Annotated in this window: 17 protein-coding genes; 7 read left to right on the top strand and 10 right to left on the bottom strand. The window is 61.3% G+C overall.

From position 1 onward, the window contains the following. Nucleotides 1-82: 82 nt before the first annotated feature. Nucleotides 83-1,498, bottom strand: a complete 1,416-nt coding sequence (locus AC0L7I_RS00905) for a DEAD/DEAH box helicase (protein ID WP_473397652.1) — start codon at nucleotides 1,496-1,498, stop codon at nucleotides 83-85. Between the two features lie 376 nt (nucleotides 1,499-1,874). Here AC0L7I_RS00905 and AC0L7I_RS00910 point away from each other — a divergent pair, with 376 nt between their 5' ends. After that, nucleotides 1,875-3,380, top strand: a complete 1,506-nt coding sequence (locus tag AC0L7I_RS00910; RefSeq protein WP_473397653.1) for a flavin-containing monooxygenase — start codon at nucleotides 1,875-1,877, stop codon at nucleotides 3,378-3,380. Nucleotides 3,381-3,398: 18 nt separating this feature from the next. Here AC0L7I_RS00910 and AC0L7I_RS00915 read toward each other — a convergent pair whose 3' ends face one another. Next, on the bottom strand, nucleotides 3,399-3,842 hold the full coding sequence (locus AC0L7I_RS00915) for a c-type cytochrome (protein WP_473397654.1): 444 nt from the start codon (nucleotides 3,840-3,842) through the stop codon (nucleotides 3,399-3,401). Nucleotides 3,843-3,901: 59 nt separating this feature from the next. Continuing rightward, the gene (locus tag AC0L7I_RS00920) at nucleotides 3,902-4,819 is read right to left on the bottom strand and encodes a fatty acid desaturase family protein (protein WP_473397655.1); all 918 of its coding nucleotides are present in this window, start codon (nucleotides 4,817-4,819) and stop codon (nucleotides 3,902-3,904) included. A 70-nt stretch (nucleotides 4,820-4,889) separates the two neighbouring features. Between AC0L7I_RS00920 and AC0L7I_RS00925 the strand changes: the two genes are divergently transcribed. Continuing rightward, nucleotides 4,890-5,693 carry a hypothetical protein gene (locus AC0L7I_RS00925; protein WP_473397656.1) on the top strand — a complete coding sequence of 268 codons (804 nt, stop codon included), beginning with the start codon at nucleotides 4,890-4,892 and terminating at the stop codon, nucleotides 5,691-5,693. A 96-nt stretch (nucleotides 5,694-5,789) separates the two neighbouring features. Further along, nucleotides 5,790-6,533: an alpha/beta fold hydrolase gene (locus AC0L7I_RS00930; protein WP_473397657.1), complete on the top strand. Its 744-nt coding sequence runs from the start codon at nucleotides 5,790-5,792 to the stop codon at nucleotides 6,531-6,533. A gap of 6 nt (nucleotides 6,534-6,539) precedes the next feature. Here AC0L7I_RS00930 and AC0L7I_RS00935 read toward each other — a convergent pair whose 3' ends face one another. Further along, entirely contained in the window at nucleotides 6,540-9,131 is a 2,592-nt protein-coding gene (locus AC0L7I_RS00935) for a response regulator (RefSeq protein WP_473397658.1), read from the bottom strand. Between the two features lie 196 nt (nucleotides 9,132-9,327). On the opposite strand from AC0L7I_RS00935, the gene AC0L7I_RS00940 reads away from it, so the two are divergent. Further along, nucleotides 9,328-11,181 carry a DUF885 domain-containing protein gene (locus tag AC0L7I_RS00940; RefSeq protein WP_473397659.1) on the top strand — a complete coding sequence of 618 codons (1,854 nt, stop codon included), beginning with the start codon at nucleotides 9,328-9,330 and terminating at the stop codon, nucleotides 11,179-11,181. A gap of 19 nt (nucleotides 11,182-11,200) precedes the next feature. Beyond that, entirely contained in the window at nucleotides 11,201-11,818 is a 618-nt protein-coding gene (locus AC0L7I_RS00945) for a YceI family protein (RefSeq protein ID WP_473397660.1), read from the top strand. A 3-nt stretch (nucleotides 11,819-11,821) separates the two neighbouring features. Here AC0L7I_RS00945 and AC0L7I_RS00950 read toward each other — a convergent pair whose 3' ends face one another. Both AC0L7I_RS00950 and dksA read right to left on the bottom strand, forming a co-directional pair. Next, nucleotides 11,822-12,841: a FliM/FliN family flagellar motor switch protein gene (locus tag AC0L7I_RS00950; protein ID WP_473397661.1), complete on the bottom strand. Its 1,020-nt coding sequence runs from the start codon at nucleotides 12,839-12,841 to the stop codon at nucleotides 11,822-11,824. A 412-nt stretch (nucleotides 12,842-13,253) separates the two neighbouring features. After that, entirely contained in the window at nucleotides 13,254-13,670 is a 417-nt protein-coding gene (dksA, locus tag AC0L7I_RS00955) for an RNA polymerase-binding protein DksA (RefSeq protein ID WP_473397662.1), read from the bottom strand. A 314-nt stretch (nucleotides 13,671-13,984) separates the two neighbouring features. Between dksA and AC0L7I_RS00960 the strand changes: the two genes are divergently transcribed. After that, nucleotides 13,985-15,193, top strand: a complete 1,209-nt coding sequence (locus tag AC0L7I_RS00960; RefSeq protein ID WP_473397663.1) for a hypothetical protein — start codon at nucleotides 13,985-13,987, stop codon at nucleotides 15,191-15,193. Nucleotides 15,194-15,212: 19 nt separating this feature from the next. Here the strand turns inward: AC0L7I_RS00960 and AC0L7I_RS00965 are convergent, their stop codons facing one another. From AC0L7I_RS00965 to flbT, 3 genes are read right to left on the bottom strand one after another with little or no spacing between them, the layout of a single operon-like run. Continuing rightward, nucleotides 15,213-15,863 carry a MarC family protein gene (locus AC0L7I_RS00965; RefSeq protein WP_473397664.1) on the bottom strand — a complete coding sequence of 217 codons (651 nt, stop codon included), beginning with the start codon at nucleotides 15,861-15,863 and terminating at the stop codon, nucleotides 15,213-15,215. 11 nt (nucleotides 15,864-15,874) lie between these two features. Beyond that, complete coding sequence (locus AC0L7I_RS00970; protein ID WP_473397665.1) at nucleotides 15,875-16,186, bottom strand: hypothetical protein; 312 nt, start codon at nucleotides 16,184-16,186, stop codon at nucleotides 15,875-15,877. Beyond that, nucleotides 16,186-16,572, bottom strand: coding sequence for a flagellar biosynthesis repressor FlbT (gene flbT / locus AC0L7I_RS00975; RefSeq protein WP_473397666.1), 387 nt, complete (start codon nucleotides 16,570-16,572; stop codon nucleotides 16,186-16,188). The genes AC0L7I_RS00970 and flbT overlap by 1 nt, the downstream gene beginning before the upstream one ends. Nucleotides 16,573-16,994: 422 nt before the next feature. On the opposite strand from flbT, the gene AC0L7I_RS00980 reads away from it, so the two are divergent. Then, nucleotides 16,995-17,870, top strand: a complete 876-nt coding sequence (locus AC0L7I_RS00980; RefSeq protein WP_473397667.1) for an AAA family ATPase — start codon at nucleotides 16,995-16,997, stop codon at nucleotides 17,868-17,870. Nucleotides 17,871-17,958: 88 nt separating this feature from the next. On the opposite strand, the gene AC0L7I_RS00985 is transcribed toward AC0L7I_RS00980, so the two are convergent. Next, on the bottom strand, nucleotides 17,959-18,714 hold the full coding sequence (locus AC0L7I_RS00985; RefSeq protein ID WP_473397668.1) for a DUF2270 domain-containing protein: 756 nt from the start codon (nucleotides 18,712-18,714) through the stop codon (nucleotides 17,959-17,961). Nucleotides 18,715-18,772: the final 58 nt, after the last annotated feature.

Consider the following 18,772-nt stretch of genomic DNA (forward strand, 5'->3'; position numbering starts at 1 on the left):
ATACGCGCCATCCTTGAACAAGGACGGCGCGTATCGCAAGGTTGACGATGGGGAAAGACCGGTCAGGCCGGCCCGTCCGCACTTAGCTGGAAGCAGGCGACCATGAGCCCCGGCTGCGCGTGGGGGCAGCATTGCCACCGCCGCCGCCATTGCCGGCGCGCTGGCCACCGGGCTTGCCGCCAGGCTTGCGCCTGCCATTCGACGAACCACCGGCCTTCGGCTTGCCGCCCTGGCCGTGGGCGCGCGGCTTGCCGCCGCCATTGCGTGAATGTCCGCCGCGGCTACCGCCGCCGCCCGGACGGCTGCGGCCGCCATTGCGCTGTTGCTTGTGCGGGCCTTCTTCTTCCGGCAGCGACAGGTCGAGCGCCGTGCCGGCAGGCGGGTCGAGGCGTGGGATCGCTTTTCCCGTCAGCTTCTCGATATCGCGCAGGTAGGCACGCTCGTCATTGCCGACGAGTGAGATCGCGATGCCGCTCTTGCCCGCCCGCGCCGTACGGCCGATGCGGTGGACATAGGATTCCGAAATGTTCGGCATGTCGAAATTGATCACGTGGCTGACACCATCGACGTCAATGCCGCGTGCGGCAATGTCGGTGGCAACCAGGATCGGGGCCTTGCCACTCTTGAAGGCGTCGAGGGCGCGGATGCGCTGGTTCTGGCTCTTGTTGCCATGAATGGCTTCGGCATAGAGGCCGTTATTGCCAAGATGTTTCACAACCTTGTCGGCACCATGCTTGGTGCGTGTGAAGACGATGGCACGGTCCATGTCGTCGGCTGAAAGCAGCTCGGCAAGGAAGTCAGGCTTCGCAGTGCCCTTGATCATGTAGACGGCCTGTTCGATGCGCTCGACAGGTTTCGATTCCGGCGTGACGGCAATCTCGACCGGTTCGCGCAGGAAGTCGTCAGCAAGCGCCCGGATCGGCTTCGGCATGGTGGCCGAGAAGAGGATCGTCTGGCGCTTGTTCGGAACAGCCGCCATGACCTTGCGGATGGCCGGCATGAAGCCAAGGTCCATCATCTGGTCAGCTTCGTCGAGGATCACGGCCGTCGTGTCAGCCAGGCTGATGGCGCGGGTGTCCATGTGGTCGAGCAGGCGTCCGGGCGTCGCGATCAGGAAATCGACGCCGCGCGACATGGCCTTGATCTGGCCGCCGGGCTTCACGCCGCCGACAACAACCGCAACACTTGGGCGCATGTGACTGCCATAGGCGCGCACGCTGTCAGCAATCTGCGCGGCCAGTTCGCGGGTTGGCGCCAGGATCAGGACACGTGCCGTGCGCGGGGCCGGACGGGATGGCTTGGTGGCCAGCAGGCTCAGCAGCGGCAGCACGAAGGCTGCGGTCTTGCCGGTGCCGGTCTGCGCAATGCCGACGACGTCCCGGCCCTTGAGCAGCGCCGGAATGGCCTGCGCCTGGATCGGGGTAGGATTGGTATAGCCCTGAGCTGTAATGGCTTTGAGGACGGGCTCGGCGAGGCCGAGTTCGGTAAATTGGGTCAAAATGACTCTTTCATGTTCAGGCGCAGCGTTGAGGCTCGTGCCCGCGCGCGCTTATGGCTCTGTTTGTTTAGGAAGCCTGTTCAAGATCGGCATCCCGGTTCTGGTGCGCACTCGACGCGAAACCGGATAGGCTTACGATCAATGCGAGAGCAGCGGCACGCCTTTTGGGGCGCTGTCCCTGCTGGGGCAGCCTATGACATGCTTTGTTGCGCCGCACAAACGGTTTTGGCTGTAGGTGTGTTAACGCCACGTCCCTGCGACACATTGTGCGTTACGGGAAGTTCCGGAGTGTACGGCCAAGTGCGGATGCGCTTCTATGGCTGCAGAAAGCACTACCTCTCGAAAGGTGGGCACAAAAGGGACGGAACCGACGATAATGGCAGATACAAAGACGCTTGAGCGCAAGCCCACCGACACCAAGACCGAGCATTTCGATGTGTTGATTGCGGGCGCCGGTATTTCTGGCATCGGAGCGGCCTATCACCTGAAGACCCAGACGCCCGGCAAGCGCTTCGTCATCCTCGAGTCGCAGGAAAGCTTTGGCGGCACATGGCTGACCCACAAGTATCCGGGGATCCGGTCGGACAGCGACCTCTATACGTTCGGCTACCGCTTCAAGCCCTGGACGGGCCAGCCCATTGCGGCCGCCGACAAGATCCTGACCTATATGAACGAGGTCATCGACGATAACGATATCGCACCGCACATCCGCTACAATCACAAGATACTGTCAGCCAGCTGGTCGTCGGCGGACAAGCGCTGGACGATCGAGGCCAAACGCTCCGACACCGGCGAGCCCGTGCGCATCACAGCCAATTTCCTCTGGATGTGCCAGGGCTATTACGCGCATGACAAGGGCTTCACGCCCGAATGGGACGGCATGGAGGATTTCAAGGGCGAAATCGTGCACCCGCAGACATGGCCGGAAGACCTGGACTACAAGGGCAAGCGTGTCATCGTCATCGGGTCCGGCGCAACGGCGGCGACGCTGGTGCCGGCCATCGCAGGCGACTGCAAGCATGTCACCCTGCTCCAGCGTTCGCCGACCTATTTCATTCCCGGTCGCAACGAGAACGAGCTTGCCGATGAATTGCGCAAGCTCAAGATCGACGAGACATGGATCCACGAAATCGTTCGCCGCAAGGTCCTGTTCGACCAGAATGAGCTGACCCACCGCGCCGAGCAGGAACCCGAGGCCGTAAAGGAAGAATTGCTGGCCGGCGTGCGCGAATTCCTCGGGCCCGACTTCGACATCGACAAGCATTTCACGCCGAAATACCGCCCTTGGCAGCAGCGCATCGCCTTTGTTCCGGATGGCGACCTCTTCCAGGGCATCGCCAGCGGCAAGGCCAGCATCGTTACCGATCACATCGAGCGCTTCACGGAGAAAGGCATCCTGCTCAAATCCGGCGAAGAGCTTGAGGCTGACATCATTGTCACAGCAACGGGCTTCAACCTGTCCGTCCTCGGCGGCATTCCGTTTACGGTGGATAACAAGCCGGTCGATTTCGCCAAGACGATCACCTATCGCGGCATGATGTTCACGGGCGTGCCGAACATGGTCTGGGTGTTCGGTTATTTCCGCGCCAGCTGGACCCTGCGGGTAGACCTGCTCGGCGATTTCGTCTGCCGCCTGCTCAAGCACATGGATGAGAAAGGTGTCCGGCAGGTCGAAGCCGTCCTCAGGCCGCAGGACAAGGACATGGACGTCCTGCCCTGGATTGATGCCAGCAATTTCAATCCGAACTACCTGATGCGCTCAATGCACCTGATGCCGAAACGTGGCTCGAATCCGGAATGGCAACACAATCAGGACTATTGGGCCGAAAAGGACGTCATTCCGGCCATCGATCTTGATGCGCCTGAATTCAAGTATTCCTGAGGTCAGGACCAGGCGCCGTTACAATTCGTGCGGCGTCTGGATGCTCTCGATATAGGCGATCAGCGAATCGATATGATCCGGGTCGAATGCAAAGACCGGCATGTCTGGATGGCCGACCATGATGCCTTCGGCCAGTGGCTCGGCGAGATCTTCGATCGGGTAATTTTTCGACAGGTCCCTGAACGGGATTGCCTCCCGGTGCGGGCTTGATCCCTCCAGGCCGATTGCGTGGCAGGTCGAACAGATATTCTCGGCGATCGCGCGCCCCTGCCCCAGCATTTCAGTCTCCGTGTTCTCAAACTCCCCATCCGGACGGACGGTCGGAATATCGACGCCGAGCGTCGGCTCTGGCGGGCGGACTTCTTCGGGCACAGGCGCCGGTTTTGCGCAGGCGGTGATCAACAGGGCGGCGGCGGCAAGGCCCGCCATCTGGTAGGCAGCCATATGGGTCAGTCGGGTCATGGTGTGTTCTCCTGCGCTATGGTCCGATCATAGACCAGCCCACGCAGGAGGAACAGCGTTCAGGCAGCGACGGCGCCATCTGTTTCGTCGTCACGCACCGCGCGCTTCAGCACGTCGATATAGCCGTGCGAAATACAGTCATGGTCACGGTAGTAGCCGCGCGAAGACAGCAGGCGATGCAATTTTGGCAAATTGTAACCCGGCACGGCGGCGAAGTGGTGGTGCTCCAGGTGATAGTTCACCTGGTTTGGCGCGATGAACAGGCGCTCCCACCATGAGGCGAGCGTGGTGCTCGTATTGTCGCGCGGGTCAAGGCTGTCGCGATCAATGGCGACACCATGTTCACCGATCTGGCGCACGCGAGTCAGCACCGGATAGACGAATATTTCGGCGGCCCACCACATCAAGTAGGCCCATGGCGCGCCAACCGCCGTCAGCACGGCGAGCAGGCCGACATGGAACACAAGCCAAGGATAGTGCTTCTTCAGCTTGAAGCCTTTCAGCTTCATCATCGTGTCGCGAAAACCCGTGCGCCCCGTAATGTCGCGCATCAGCTTGCGCTTCAGGCTGGCTTTGGAAACCGGGTAATTCTTCACGAAAATCTTGTCCGGGTCCTGTGGCGTACCGGCGTATTTGTGGTGCTTCAGGTGATAGGTGCGGTAGGCGTAGACCGAAATGTTCAATGGCGCGCCGCACAGCCAGTGACCGATAAAGTCATTGCCCGCCTTGCTCTTGACGAAGGCATGGTGGGCGCAGTCATGATTGAGGATGCCGAGGCCTAACTGGCGCCCGCCAAGGAACACGACCGCCGCAAAAATGGTCAATGGGTTCGTCCAGATGATCGGCACGGCAAAAGCCGCCACGATCAGCCCCCAGTTGAACAGGAGGGAGGCGATGGCCTTCACGTCAGACGGCGTTGACAGCTCTCGCAATTCTTCCTTCGACACGGCCTCAGACAGGCGTACGGCTTCGGTCATGGTCGAGTGTCTCCCAATCGAATTGTTCTGGTTGTTTGTGTTTGTAACACGAATGTGCACTATTGGTCAAATGACGTTACGTTTTGAGCCCATCTCTGCCGAAGACGTGTCCGCCCGCACCCTTGTCCTGTCGCTGATGAGTGTGCGCGGTCGCCGGACGCAGGCGCTGACTTATCTGACGCGCGCCGGGGGCCTGTTCGGAATGGAACCGACCGCCATCCGCATGGCGGTCACCCGCCTGGTCAAGGACGGCCTGCTGGAAAGCGTCGATCGGGGCATCTATGCGACGGGCGCTAAGGCTGCCGCGCTGACAGCCGAAATCAGCGACTGGCGCACGGCGCCTGACAGGACCCGCCCGTGGCAGGGTGGCTGGGTCGGTGTGATGACCAACCACCTTGGTCGCACCGACCGCAAGGACCTGCGCGCCCGCATGCGCGCACTCCGGCTCTACGGCTTTGCGCAGGCCGAAACAGGACTATGGGTCCGGCCGGATAATTTGCGCCTGTCACTGGCCGAGTTGCGTGCGGCGCTCATGCGTATCGGCTTGCAGGCAGACGCTCTGCTTGTCGCGATAACCGAGACCGCCTTGCCTACCGGCAAGGACTGGCGCGACCTTTGGTCTACGGACGAGTTGAAAGCCCGCTACGAATCCGCCATCGCCGCCATGCAGCAAAGCCGCAAGTCCGCAGCCGGACTTGCGCCCGATGCAGCGGCGAAAGAAACGCTTCTGGTCGGCCAGTCGGTGATTCGCACAATCAACCTCGATCCGCTTCTGCCGGAGGAGATTGGCGACGCGACCCTCTTCCGACAGATGGTGTCCGAAATGGAAGACTATGACCGGTTTGGCCGTACCTGCTGGGACAGGATCACCTGACCGTTTCGCCGCAAGGTTCGAATTCCTTGCCCCAGCGGCAAGCTTGTGTCTCAATGCCGTTCAGGAATCGTCACCTGGGCTCGGGGGAGCAAGACAATGATCCTGTTTGTACACGGCGTGCCGGACACACCTTTCTTGTGGGGCCCATTGGTCAAGGCGCTCGGCCTGAAGCCAGACCAATGGATGGCACCCGCCCTGCCGGGGTTCGGCTGTTCCGTGCCGCCCGGATTTACCTGCACCAAGGACGCCTATGCCGACTGGCTGATCGGCCAAATGGAGGCCGTGGGCCAGCCCGTGAACATTATCGGCCACGACTGGGGCGCCCTGCTGACGCTGCGGGCCTGTTCGCTGCGACCGGACCTAGTCGAGAGCTGGTGTGTCACCAATGCCGTGATCGACAGTCAGTATTCGGGCCACCGCATGGCCAGGATGTGGGCAACGCCCCTGCTTGGCGAGCTTGTCATGATGGGCATGCGCGACAGGACGAAACTCCAGGCCGCGCTGGTCGAAGGCGGCATGCCGCCCGCCATAGCCGCGCACGAGGCACCGCTGGTTGACAAGACGATGCGCCAGTCGATCCTGAAACTCTATCGCTCGGCCCGGGGCCTGCGCATTTCCGGGGACTGGGAAGACGATCTCGCGAACCTGCCCGCCAAGGGCCAGCTGTATTGGGGCGAGAACGATCCTTATGTCGGCCTGCCGATCGCGCAACGCTTTGCCAAACGCTGGAGCGTTCCCCTGCACGTCGAACATGATGCGGGCCACTGGGCCTGCGCCGAACATCCCGGCAGCTTTGCCCTCGTCCTCAAGGAATTCTGGGCGACCAAGCGAATGATGTAAGACCGGTCAGGCCGCCTCGGCCTTCGGGTTGCCGAGTTCCATCTTCACACGTTCGGCCAGCTGGCGTGAGGTGAACGGCTTGGCCAGGAACGAGACCGCACGGTCATCGTCAAGCTGCTTGGCCAGATCGCGCTCGGCATAGCCCGAAATGAAGATGACTCGCGCATGGCCAAGCAATGCCTTGGCTTCACGGATCAGGGTCGGGCCATCCATGCCGGGCATGACGACGTCAGAAATGACGAGGTCAAAACTGCCGGGCGCGTCTTCGAGGACTTCCATCGCCTGCTCGCCATCGCAGGCTTCGGAGACCTCATAGCCGCGCTTGCGCAATTGCGTCGCTGTGATGGCACGCACGCCATCCTCGTCTTCAATCAGCAGGATGCGGCCACGACCGGAAATATCGACCGGGCGATTGGCCTGCTTCTCGGCCTGGCTGATCTCGACCGGCGCGGGGATGTCTTCAGCCTTGAGCGCCGGAAGGTATATCTGGAAGGTCGTGCCTTTGCCGACAGTCGAAATGGGGCAGATATAGCCGCCCGACTGCTTGATGATGCCATAGACCGTGGCAAGGCCGAGGCCTGTGCCGACGCCGGCTTCCTTGGTCGTAAAGAAGGGCTGGAAAATCTTGTCCATCACGTCTCGCGGCATGCCGTGGCCGGTATCTTCCACTTCGATCAGCATATAGTCGCCGTCTTCAACAAAGCCGAAGCCCTTGGCCTGGGCGTCCCTGCCGGTTGCGCGGGCGGTCCGTATCGTGAGCTTGCCGCCATTATTGTGGCTGATCATGGCGTCACGCGCATTGGTCGCCAGGTTGATGATCGCGGTTTCGAGCTGGTTCTTGTCAGCCTTGATGTGCGGCACATCGCGGCCATGCGTGACCACGATCTCGACGCGCTCGTCGAGGATCTGGCGCAACAGGATCGAGAATTCGGACAGGAAGTCCGTGACGTTGAATATCTCACGCTTGAAGGTCTGCTGCCGGGCATAGGCCAGCAACATGCGAACCAGGTCCTTTGCGCGGATCGAGAATTCGTGGATCGACTTCAGATTGTTGTAGGACGGGTCGCCCACCGGATGGCTGGTCATCAGGTCCTCATTGTTGAGGATGATGCCCTGAAGCACATTGTTGAAATCATGCGCGACGCCGCCCGCGAGCTGGCCGATCGCCTGCATCTTCTCGCCATGGGCAAGGCGCAGTTCCAGTTCACGTTGCTCGGTAATGTCGATGACATAGGCAACCGACGGCCTGCCGTTTCCGTCGAGCGTGACGAACACGTTGACATGGCGCGGCTCACGGCCAGCCAGCTTGAGGCCAACCGGCTTGTCGATGGCATCGATCAGCGATGCGTTGAGCGCTTCCTGGCCGTCTTCGGCCACAAACAGGTTCGAGAAATGGCCGCCCGGCGTGGCGTCGCCGCCGGTCATCTCCATCAGCGCACGGTTGGCATCGAGAATGATCGCACCATCGACGCCGTCGCCTTGCAGCCGGACCGCGCCGAACGGCGCATCGTCAAACATCGGATCGCCTTCAAGGCGCGGCGGACGCGACGATGAGGCGAAGTTCAAACGCTCTTCCTGACCGTTCATCACCTGCTGGTTGGCAAGGATGATCGTGCGGCCCGCCGCTTCGGCGCCACGACCGGCCCAGGTCGTGATCGCCTGCACGGGAACTTCGACGCCGTCGCGCGCGCGCAGCTGGATATCGGCCCGGCCCGGGGCGCCTGTCTTGCGATCCCGCGCGAGCATTTTCACGAATTCCGGGCGCATGATGTCGTCGATGCGGATATTCTTCGCCGTTTCCGGCAGGCCGAGCATCTCGCGCAGCCAGGAATTGGCATAGGTGATCGTGCCATCGGGGCGCGCGGCAAAGAAACCCATCGGGGCATCTTCGACATAGAGGGATTTCAGGTCCGATGCGCCGGTCGCTTCCTGCTGGCCGGCGATACGGCGGATGCGCCAGAGTACGCGCTGGCGCGGCAGCGGCGAGACGCCAATTTCGAACTGGGCCGGCACCTGTTCCGAACCGATCGTGATCGGCGGCAATACTTCGCGGCGCGCAAGACCGGCCTTGGCGGCCTTGGACAGGCGGTAGACCGGGGCCGCGAGGCCCGGATTGGCACCGAACAGGCGGTCAACCGTGACTGCGCCGCCATCAGCCTGACCGATCATCAGCGCAATCCGGCTGAGTTCGTTGTAGGATTCATTGGCCGCAACCGGCGCGCCGCCCAGGTCGGTGATCAGGACGGATTCGTCGAGCGCCTCGATCCAGCCGAAACGGGGTATGTTGGTCTGCACGGCACGGGCAGCAGAACCACGCTCGGGGAACAGGCCCAGGAACCGCCCTGCCCCGCGCACGCTCCAGAGCAGGAACACGAGACCGCCGGACGCCATCGAGATCAGCAGGATCGGTCCTGGCGCACCAGAGGCTTTCGGCCAGGCCAGCGCAACGCTTGCTGCAGCGATCGAAATCAGCAGGCAGCCCCAGAACAACAGCTGCAAGACGTCGAAGCGTCCGCCCAGCTCGGCAAAGCCTTCGCCGCTGGTGGTTTCGCCATCATCGCCAGTATTGGCCGCCTGCGTCAGTTCCAGGGAATCCATGCGTGTTACATCTCCTGCACCGACAGCATCACAGCTTGCCGGATCACTATACATCGATTCCGCCGGCACGTGGCCGACTCAGCCGTAGCGGAATCCTAGTCCACATACATTGGCACGGCAAAGGTTAACGAAACCGAAAAAAGCGTTAAGACTCACTGTGGAAATAGCACAATCCTCATCTGATTCGGAGTTGCCCATGACGCGTACCGCCACCGCCCTTGCCACCATCCTGATGCTGGCCGCCTGCGCCAGCTCCACCCCCCCTGCGGCCCCGGTTGCGGAAACGCTGGCTCCTGCCGAAGCCACGCAGGACAAGAGCGCCCGCCTCAATGACTGGTTCGAGGTCAAATTCCGGGAAACCGTGGCGCGCAGCCCGATGACCCAGACGTATCTCGGCATCAAGGATGACTACGACAAATGGGACGACGAATCCGACGCGCACGCACTGGAAAACCTTGAATTGCAGCGCGCCATCATCGCGGAGATGAACGACTCGTTCGACTTCGACGCACTGGACCCGCAGGCGAAACTGTCCTGGCGGCTGGCGGAATATGAATTGTCGCAGGCCGAGGCCGCTTTCCCCTTCCGGGACCACGAATACGTGTTCAACCAGATGTTCGGCGTACAGTCCGGCATCCCCGCCTTCCTTGTGAACCAGCACAAGGTCACCAGCGCGTCCGATGCTGAGGCCTATATCGCCCGGCTGGAAGGCATTCCAGCCTATCTCGGGCAGAATGTCTCCAATGCCCGGGCTGCCGCTGCAAAAGGCATCCTGCCGCCACGCTTCGTCTATGACTATGTCCTGTCGGATTCACGCGGCGTGATTACCGGCTATCCTTTTACCGATGACGGCGACGACAGCCCCCTGATGGAGGATTTTCGCAGCAAGGTAGACGCCCTTGTTGACGCTGAAGCGATCACGCAGGCAGAGGCCGACGACCTGCTCGCCCGCGCGGTAGCCGCCCTGCAGGATGATGTCGGACCCGCCTACGAGGCCGCGATCGTGGAACTGGAGGCGCAAACGGGCATCGCAACGACAGACGACGGCGCCTGGAAACTGCCGGATGCCGACGCCTATTACGCCATGCGCCTGAAGCAGATCACCACGACAGACATGAGCGCGGATGAAATCCACGATCTCGGCCTCGCCGAAGTTGCCCGCATCCAGGACGAGATGCGCACCATCATGGCTAAGGTCGGCTACGAGGGCAGCCTGAAGGACTTTTTCGAGTTCACCCGGACCGACCCGCAATTCTTCAAGCCGAATACGGACGAAGGCAAAGCGGAATACCTCAAAGAAGCCACGGCTGCGATCGACGCCATGCGCGAAGACCTGCCGATGGTGTTCAAGACCTTCCCGAAGGCTGAGCTGATCGTGAAGGCGGTGGAGCCCTTCCGTGAGCAGTCCGCCGGAAAAGCCTTTTATTCCCGTCCTGCCCCCGATGGCAGCCGGCCCGGCACCTATTATGCCAACCTCTATCGCATGCAGGACATGCCCACTTACCAGATGCAGGCCCTCGCCTTCCATGAAGGCATTCCCGGCCACCATATGCAGATCGCCATGGCGCAGGAACTGGAAGGCATTCCCAGTTTCCGCAAGTTCGGCGGCTATACAGCCTATACCGAAGGCTGGGGGCTCTATTCGGAACTATTGCCAAAGGAGATGGGCTACTACTCAGATCCCTATGACGATTTTGGCCGCCTCGCGATGGAAATCTGGCGCGCTGCCCGGCTTGTCGTCGACACCGGCATCCATGACAAGAAGTGGACCCGCGAACAGGCCGTCCAGTACCTGCTGGACAATACGCCGAACCCGGAAGGCGACTGCCAGAAGGCCATCGACCGCTATATCGTGATGCCGGGGCAGGCCACGGCCTACAAGATCGGCATGTTGAAAATTGTCGAGCTGCGCGAAATGGCAAAGGCCGAGCTGGGCGACAGGTTCGACATTCGGGGCTTTCACGATGTTGTGCTAAGGGACGGCGCAGTTCCGCTGGCCATCCTGGAGCAGAACGTGCGAGCTTGGGTGGAGGAAACCAGGGAGAGCTAAGCTCGTGCACAAGAGCTTGTTGAAACCAGCATCGGCGGGGCTCAGCCTCGCCCTGCTGGTCGCCTGCACGTCGGTCATGGCGCCGCTGCTGAAGCCGAACGTGACAACGGAAATCACGCAAGTGAAAGCCGGTGACTATGCGCTCGATCCGGCACATGCGGCGGTCCTGTTCCGGATAAACCACCTCGGCTTCTCGACCTATGTCGGCCGGTTCAACTCGTTCGAGGCGAGTCTCACTGGCGATGCTGCCGACCCGGCCAGTTCGAGCGTCGAAGCCGTTATCGACATGACCTCACTCGACGTTGCGAATGCGCCATTTGCCACCGAACTCATGGGGCCGGACTGGTTCGACGCGGCGACATTCCCGCAGGCCGTCTTCCGGTCGACTTCTGTCGAGATGACGGGCGAGACAACGGCAAAAGTGACGGGCGACCTGACGCTGCACGGGGCAACGGCGCCGGTTGTGCTGGACGTGACGTTCAATGGCGCCGCCTATGACCGGCTGCGCGGGACCGACGTGGCTGGCTTTTCGGCGGTCACGACCATCGACAGGACCGTGTTTGGTGTGTCGAAATTCTCAGGGCTGGTCACGGATACGGTCGAAATCGAGATTCAGGCTGAATTCCTGAAACTGTAATACTTAGCGCAGAGCGGGACCGCGCTTCGTGATGCGCAGGGCCATTTTTGCGCCCTTGCGGCCGATTTGGGCTTCTGCCGCGACAGGGCCATTGCGCCCTCCCGACAGGAGTTCGACCGGCTGGTCTGCCGGCACTCCCAGAAGAAGGGTCGAGCCCGCCTTCAGGTCAGTCAGGCGCGACAGCGGCACGCTGAGGCTGGCAATACGTGCTGTCAGCACGGCAGTGACAGCGGCGCCGGACGGGGTCGGTGCGGGTGTGGCATGGGTGGGGGTTGGGGCGAGGGACGTCCGAGTCGTAGCCGCGGGCGGCACCAGATCGAACAGGTCGTCACTGGCCAGGATCATTCGCGCCGGCATCCGCAAATGATCGAACCGGATGTCGAGGTCGATCACATCCGCCGCGCCGGGCCGCGCAAGGGCAGCGGCGAAATCGGCATCGGTTTCGATCCGGGCAAAACTGAGTGTCGGTGAAATGCCCGCGCCCAGCGGCCGCACCAGGCCTTCGAGCAGCGCCGTGTCGAGTGGTGTCAGGTCACGCGGCACGAACGGACCGGGCTTGCCGCCGCAGGCACTTTCGATCAGCGCTGCTGCGAGCGGTGCGCTGAGGCTGAGCATGGCGATGATTTCACCGTTCGGCGCTGCGAAACAGGCAATTGCCCGTCCCGTTTCGCCTGAATAAGGCTCCAGGGCAGACGCGAAGGTGCCGCCAGACGCGCCCGTGACGGTGGCTGCAGCGCGCAGGCCGCAGCCCTGGCGGAAAGCCAACGACAGGCGTGCGGCAAGGCGCAGGGCATCTTCGGGAAGGTCTGCGCGGGCCGTCGTGTTGGCCGGTGCTGCAGGCTTGTCCAGATCAGGCATGTCGCGTGGCGTGACAGACGTCGGTTCGGGCGTCGGTTCAGAGTCCATGTCCGACAGGTCGGGCCGCAGCAGCGCCTCGATCTCGGCAGAACTGAGCTTTCCTCGCAAAACGGGCTTCTGCGACACGGGCTCGAAGGATTCAAACCGCGTTGGCATGTCGAGCATGACTGCAGTTTCACGCCTTGGAGACATGTCCCAACCGTCGTCAGCTGTGGATGGCAATGAACGACTCATGCGTGCAATCGGGAATCCGGTTCGGAAAACGCTTAATGTGCCCCAAGAGGGTTAACGACTGGTTAGGACTTTTCACGCCCTGCCCGCTTTGCAGACTGGAGCACCGATGGCTCCAGGGCCGGGCGTTAACGGATCCCGCCGCAATCTTAAACTAGCGAGCCTTGTCTTAAGACCGTGATTACCATCAGGTAAGGGAACGTTCGGACCTTGATGCGATCATCCCCTTAACGCAAAAGGCACGACACAGAATCGCTGCGGCGTTGGGTTGATGGTAAAAAGGCGGCGGCACTTCCGAAAACCGGGAGGCCGCCGTTCTTCTATTCCAAATTCTGGAAAACCCTGATCAGTCGTCGCGCAGGGTACGTTCCTTGCGCTCGTGGCGCTCCTGCGCCTCGAGGCTTAGCGTTGCCGTCGGGCGGGCTTCAAGACGGCGCAGGCCGATCGGCTCTCCCGTCGCTTCGCAGAAGCCATAGGACCCGTCGCCAATCCGGCGAAGCGCACTGTCGATCTTGGAGATCAGTTTGCGCTGGCGATCACGCGTTCGCAATTCGAGCGCCTTGTCGCTTTCGGCTGATGCCCTGTCGACAATGTCTGGCAACGAACCGGACTCATCCTGCAGATTGTGGATCGTCTGTTTCGCGCCGTCGAGAATGTCCGCCTTCCAGTTCTCAAGCAGCCGCCGGAAAAAAGCCAGCTGACGCTCGTTCATGAACTCCTCATCGTCAGAGGGGCGGTAATCGTCTGATAGTTCAATACTCATAGCAGACACCTTTAATCAGGATGGGCCCGATATAGAGCGGCTAGCGATTCACTGCAATCGCCAGGCCGCAGATTAATAATTCAATGATTTCAGGTAATTGTGGCCATTTAGCGTATATTTCATGATTGTGTGACATAAAGAATAGGTCCCAAAACAGGCAAACCGGTCGCATTTAGCAGGCCAAGGCTTGATCTTTGGATCGACGCCGCGCTCTATGAAAACTCGTCTAAAGTGCAGCTTTCGCAACGGTTCTAGTGCCCATGGCCCGCCGAAGGAAAAGATCGATCCGCTCATCAGGCTGGATGCAGGCAGTGATGTTCAATTCGCTGCTGATCCTTATTCCTGTGATCGGCGCACAGGTCGTTGGCGGCGCATTTTCCGGCGCCACGTTTTCCGAAGCGCCTTCGGTCGAGGCGATTGACCAGACCCGCCACAACATGGACGACGCTTTCACCGCGATGGCGCCGCGCAACGCAGCCGACAAGTACAAGTTCTGGCACGATATCGTCTCGCGCGAGCTGACGGCGCGAGACGTGACGGCGGCGCGCGGCTTCCTGATGGCAGCGCCGCAAATGCTGAGCCGCGACGACGTCAAGGAATTGATGGCGGCGGCCAATGCCGAAATCACCGGCACCGAAGACGAACGCATTGCGCTTGCCGCCCTGAGAAAGCTGCCGGTCGATGTCAGCGAGCGCTTTGCCGGCGCGATGGGGTCGGCGCGCAACCTGGATACGCAACTAGATCCGGACGAGGAAGATGCTGGCGTCACCGAGCCTGAACCGGAGGCCGATGAACCGATCGCAGAGGCGGTTTCGCCTGTCGTCGCCGCGCGGTTTGCCCTTCTCGGGACGCACGCCGATCTCGCCAACCATTCCGAACGCTGGATGAAGGGCGACCGCGTCGATGCACTCGTGCTCAAGATCACGGGGATCGGGCTGGAACAGGCGGACCAACCGGATGCGCTTGCAGAATCCAATATCCGTGCCCTTTCGATCCTGAAATCGGCGCGCCGGTCGCGACGCATCACGCCGGAATTCAACGATTACCTGACGGACCGGTTGAACGCCGCTCTCCCGGATTCGGTCCTGAAGCCGGCGCTGGAGGAGGCTTTCGGCGACCTGGCAATCACCAAGGTCAGGGTCGAGCGCGTGCGTGCAGCCTATGCGAGCGCCATCAACCCGAAAGGCCTCGCCCGACTGGAAACCGACCTTGCACAAATTGACCGGATCGGAATGCTGACTGATCCGTCCGCCGCCGTGACCCTGATCGAACAGGTCAAGGACAGTGCGGACCTGCGCCGCGTGCGCCTGATCGCAGAAGCCGGCGGCGACCGGTCAGTCGCCCTGTTCAAGCAAATGGGCCCCGGCGCGATGCGTATTGCCGACACCGGCGTGCGCTGGACGCGTGAGCTCGTTCTTCAGTTCATGAGCCTCACGGCAGCAGGACTCGTATTGTTCTGGGTGACGCTGTCGACACTGCGCCGCAGCCTGCGTCGGCGCCCGCGTATCGACGCGCCGCAATAGGCAAAGTCGGGCAAAGGCCTCAGGCGAGGCCGAACGCGCCCTTGATGCCATCGATCAGCAACTGAACCGACAGGGCCGCGAGGATCACGCCCAGGATGCGCGTGAGGGCGCCTGCCACGCTGGCACCCATAAGGCGCACCAGCGGCGTCGCCGCCAGGAAAATCACCAGTGTCAGCAGCAGGTTGAGGCCGATGGCCGACAGAACCACCGCCTTTTCGGGCCATTGATTGGCTTCGGACATGTAGAACATGGCAGTGGCAATTGAGCCCGGCCCTGCGATCATCGGAATACCGATCGGGAAAACCGAAATATCATCAAGTTCGGTATTGGGCTTGTGCCCTTCGAGCACTTCCTCGGCCCGATGCTCGCGCCGCTCTGTCCGCTTCTCGAACACCATGTCGAGCGCGATCAGGAACAGGAGAACGCCGCCCGCAGCGCGGAAGGCATCGATCGAGATGTGCATCGCGCTGAGCACCCAGGAGCCGCCAAACGCGAACGCGAACATGATAAGCGTCGCCACGAAAGTCGACTTGAACGCCATTTTGCGGCGATAGGCGGCGTCGCCCTGCGCCGTGAGCGTCGCAAAGATCGGCGCCACGCCGGGCGCGTCGATCAGCACGAAAAACGTGACGAAAGTCGCGGTAAAAAGAGAGATAAGTTCTGCGCTCATGCGCGAGGCCCCTAGTCTCTCTGGACGGCAGCGTCGAGGATTTCCTGCACAAGCGGTGCGACTTTGACAGAGTCAGCCGCTGCGGAAAACTTGGACAGGTCGGCCGCGCCGGACGCCAGAGCCACCATCATGCGGTGCCCGCGCAAGCGCTGTAGCAGGCCGTCATCGCCGCGATGGCCGTCGGCCACCGCTGTTCGGCCATCGCCGAGATCGACAATGATTCCATCGCCCTGCCCGGCTTCAAGCCGGGATATCGCCTCGTCGAGGCTCAAGCGGGGGGCGCCGGGTTGCGAGCGAGCGCGCATGACACTGCCATCCGCCATCAGCTGCACCCTGCCGTCTCAGCCGTCATGATCTTGCGGCAACGACTGAGCGCGCGGTACAGGTCAGCGGCGGCGACGTCGGCAGAAATCTCAAGGACGGCGGCCCGTTCGTCATCATCACCAACGATCGAAAGCAGCGCGGCAATGGCTTCTGCAGCTTGCGCATAGGCTGAGCCGTCAATTTCACCGAGCAGGTACATCTGCATGATGGCAAAATAAACGCGCCGCACCGGTGTGGTCGCGTCGCCCGGGCGCAGGATATCCTTCTCACGCAGGACACGGGCCTGGTTTTCCAAGAGGAGCACGCCGCGACGGTCGCCATTGCGCACAACTGCGCCATTGACGACGAATGTCTCGCCGGGCTTCAGGGAAAGCTTCAAGGGCATCTCAAGCGAATCCAATTCTGCCTAATTCGATGAATTTTGCAGAAAGGCGTTAACGCATGATTGCCACACGTTAAGGATCGCGAACCTAGCAGGCTGGGGCTTGGAGAAAGTTAATGTGCCATGCGGCCGTTGTCATCGGGCATTTTGGATCATACGGCCTGCACCTGCCCGGAAGCGCCTTTCCTGCATGGGAATGGCAAGTCTTGACAGGCGCGACACTTAGCTGAAGCTGGTGCACTACGGCGGCGCGCATGGCCTATTCCATATAGCATAATCTACATACGAAGCGAAGTGATTTCCGCTAGGGAAAGACCTGATTGTCACTTTTGCACCGAATGTCAGGCCTCCCCTAACGTCAAAGCTTGCTCCCCACGGCCCGCAGCCTATTGTGGCCTCAACCGTTTACAAGAGGACCCCGCCCCATGCGTTTTGAAGGCACCAAGGACTACGTCGCCACCGATGACCTGAAAGTGGCCGTCAACGCTGCCATCGCGCTTGAGCGCCCCTTGCTGATCAAGGGCGAGCCCGGCACCGGCAAGACCGTGCTGGCCATCGAAGTGGCCAAGTCGCTCGGCTGCGATCTGATCGAGTGGCACATCAAGTCGACGACCAAGGCCAACCAGGGCCTCTACGAATATGACGCGGTCAGCCGCCTGCGTGACGGCCAGATGGGCGAAGAGCGCGCCAAGGACGTCAAGAACTACATCAAGAAGGGCAAGCTGTGGGAGGCGTTCACCTCCAAGAAGCGCCCCGTCCTGCTGATCGACGAGATCGACAAGGCCGACATCGAGTTCCCGAACGACTTGCTGCAGGAACTCGACCGGATGGAATTCTTTGTCTACGAGACCAACGAGGTCGTGAAGGCCAAGGTCCGCCCGATCGTGATCATCACGTCGAACAATGAGAAAGAGCTGCCGGACGCCTTCCTGCGCCGCTGCTTCTTCCACTTCATCAAATTCCCGGACGAAGAGACGATGCGCGAAATCATCGACGTGCACTTCCCGGAGATCAAGAAGAAGCTGGTCGGAGATGCGCTGACCACGTTCTACGCCATGCGTGAACTGCCGGGCGTGAAGAAGAAGCCGTCGACCAGCGAACTGCTCGACTGGCTGAAACTGCTGATGAACGAGGATATCGACCTCGAAACGCTGCGCGAGAAAGATCCCGAGCGCCTGACTCCACCGCTACACGGCGCGCTCCTGAAGAACGAGCAGGACGTTGCCCTGTTCGAGCGCCTCGCCTTCCTCTCGCGTCGCCAGGACGGCCCCGGCGGCGGCCGCCGCGGCCCGGCGGGCTGAAATCTCGACATCAATACCGAAATCGCGAGAGGCGGGCCGTAATACGGCCCGCCTCTTTCAATTCCACGATGTGTTAGTTCGGCGGTGCCTAATGCCCCAGAATATCCATCTCGGCCTGGGCATTTTCGCGCTGGTTGACATCCTGCCGGCTGTTCAGGAAGTCGGCCATCTTTGATTTGTCGTAGCGCTCGTCCATCCATGTCTTGACGGCGATGGTGATCCAGATGGCGTGGAACAACAGGCCGAAACCGATGGCGACCAAGCCGGGAATCGGTCCGATATGGGCCCGGCGCACGAATTGCGACCAGGTTTCCACATCCGTTGGATGGATGGCGATCTTGGCGAAATAGGCTGCGCCGAGAATGGCGAACAGCCAGCCATAGTTGCGGCGCAGGCGCCGGCCGATCGCACGTATGTTGGATATCCGGTATTGCGGCTTTTCGTAATCGTCCGACAGGGCTGTACCCCGGTCGAGCGGGATTCGGGCCCCCTGCCCGCGCAGCATCGGCACATAGAAGGCGATCTCGAGCACCCGTGCGCGGAACCGCCAGACATAGAAGAAGCGGTAGCGGCGCGATTCCAGCGTCAGGAACACGATGCAAAGCGCGCCGACAAGCACGATAGGAAACGGCGAGGCCTGCGCATTGGCAAAGGCGACCGACAGGCCGATGCCGGTGGAGATGACTGCCCAGTTGGTGGTCTGGTCGAGACGCTGGCGCCACACCGTCGAGCGGTAGACTTCAGCACGGTAGAGGTGGGCGATCGCGCCCACTTCCTTGTTGCCGCAAATCGCTTCGGGTGGATCGCCGTCAGGGTCGGCCATATCGTCGTCAAATTCAGTCATGGTCGATCCTTATGAACCGGTTCACCGGGATCGGGAAGCCTGCCTGACAATCTGTCTC

This window comes from Hyphomonas sp. J20-32 (assembly GCF_055808555.1).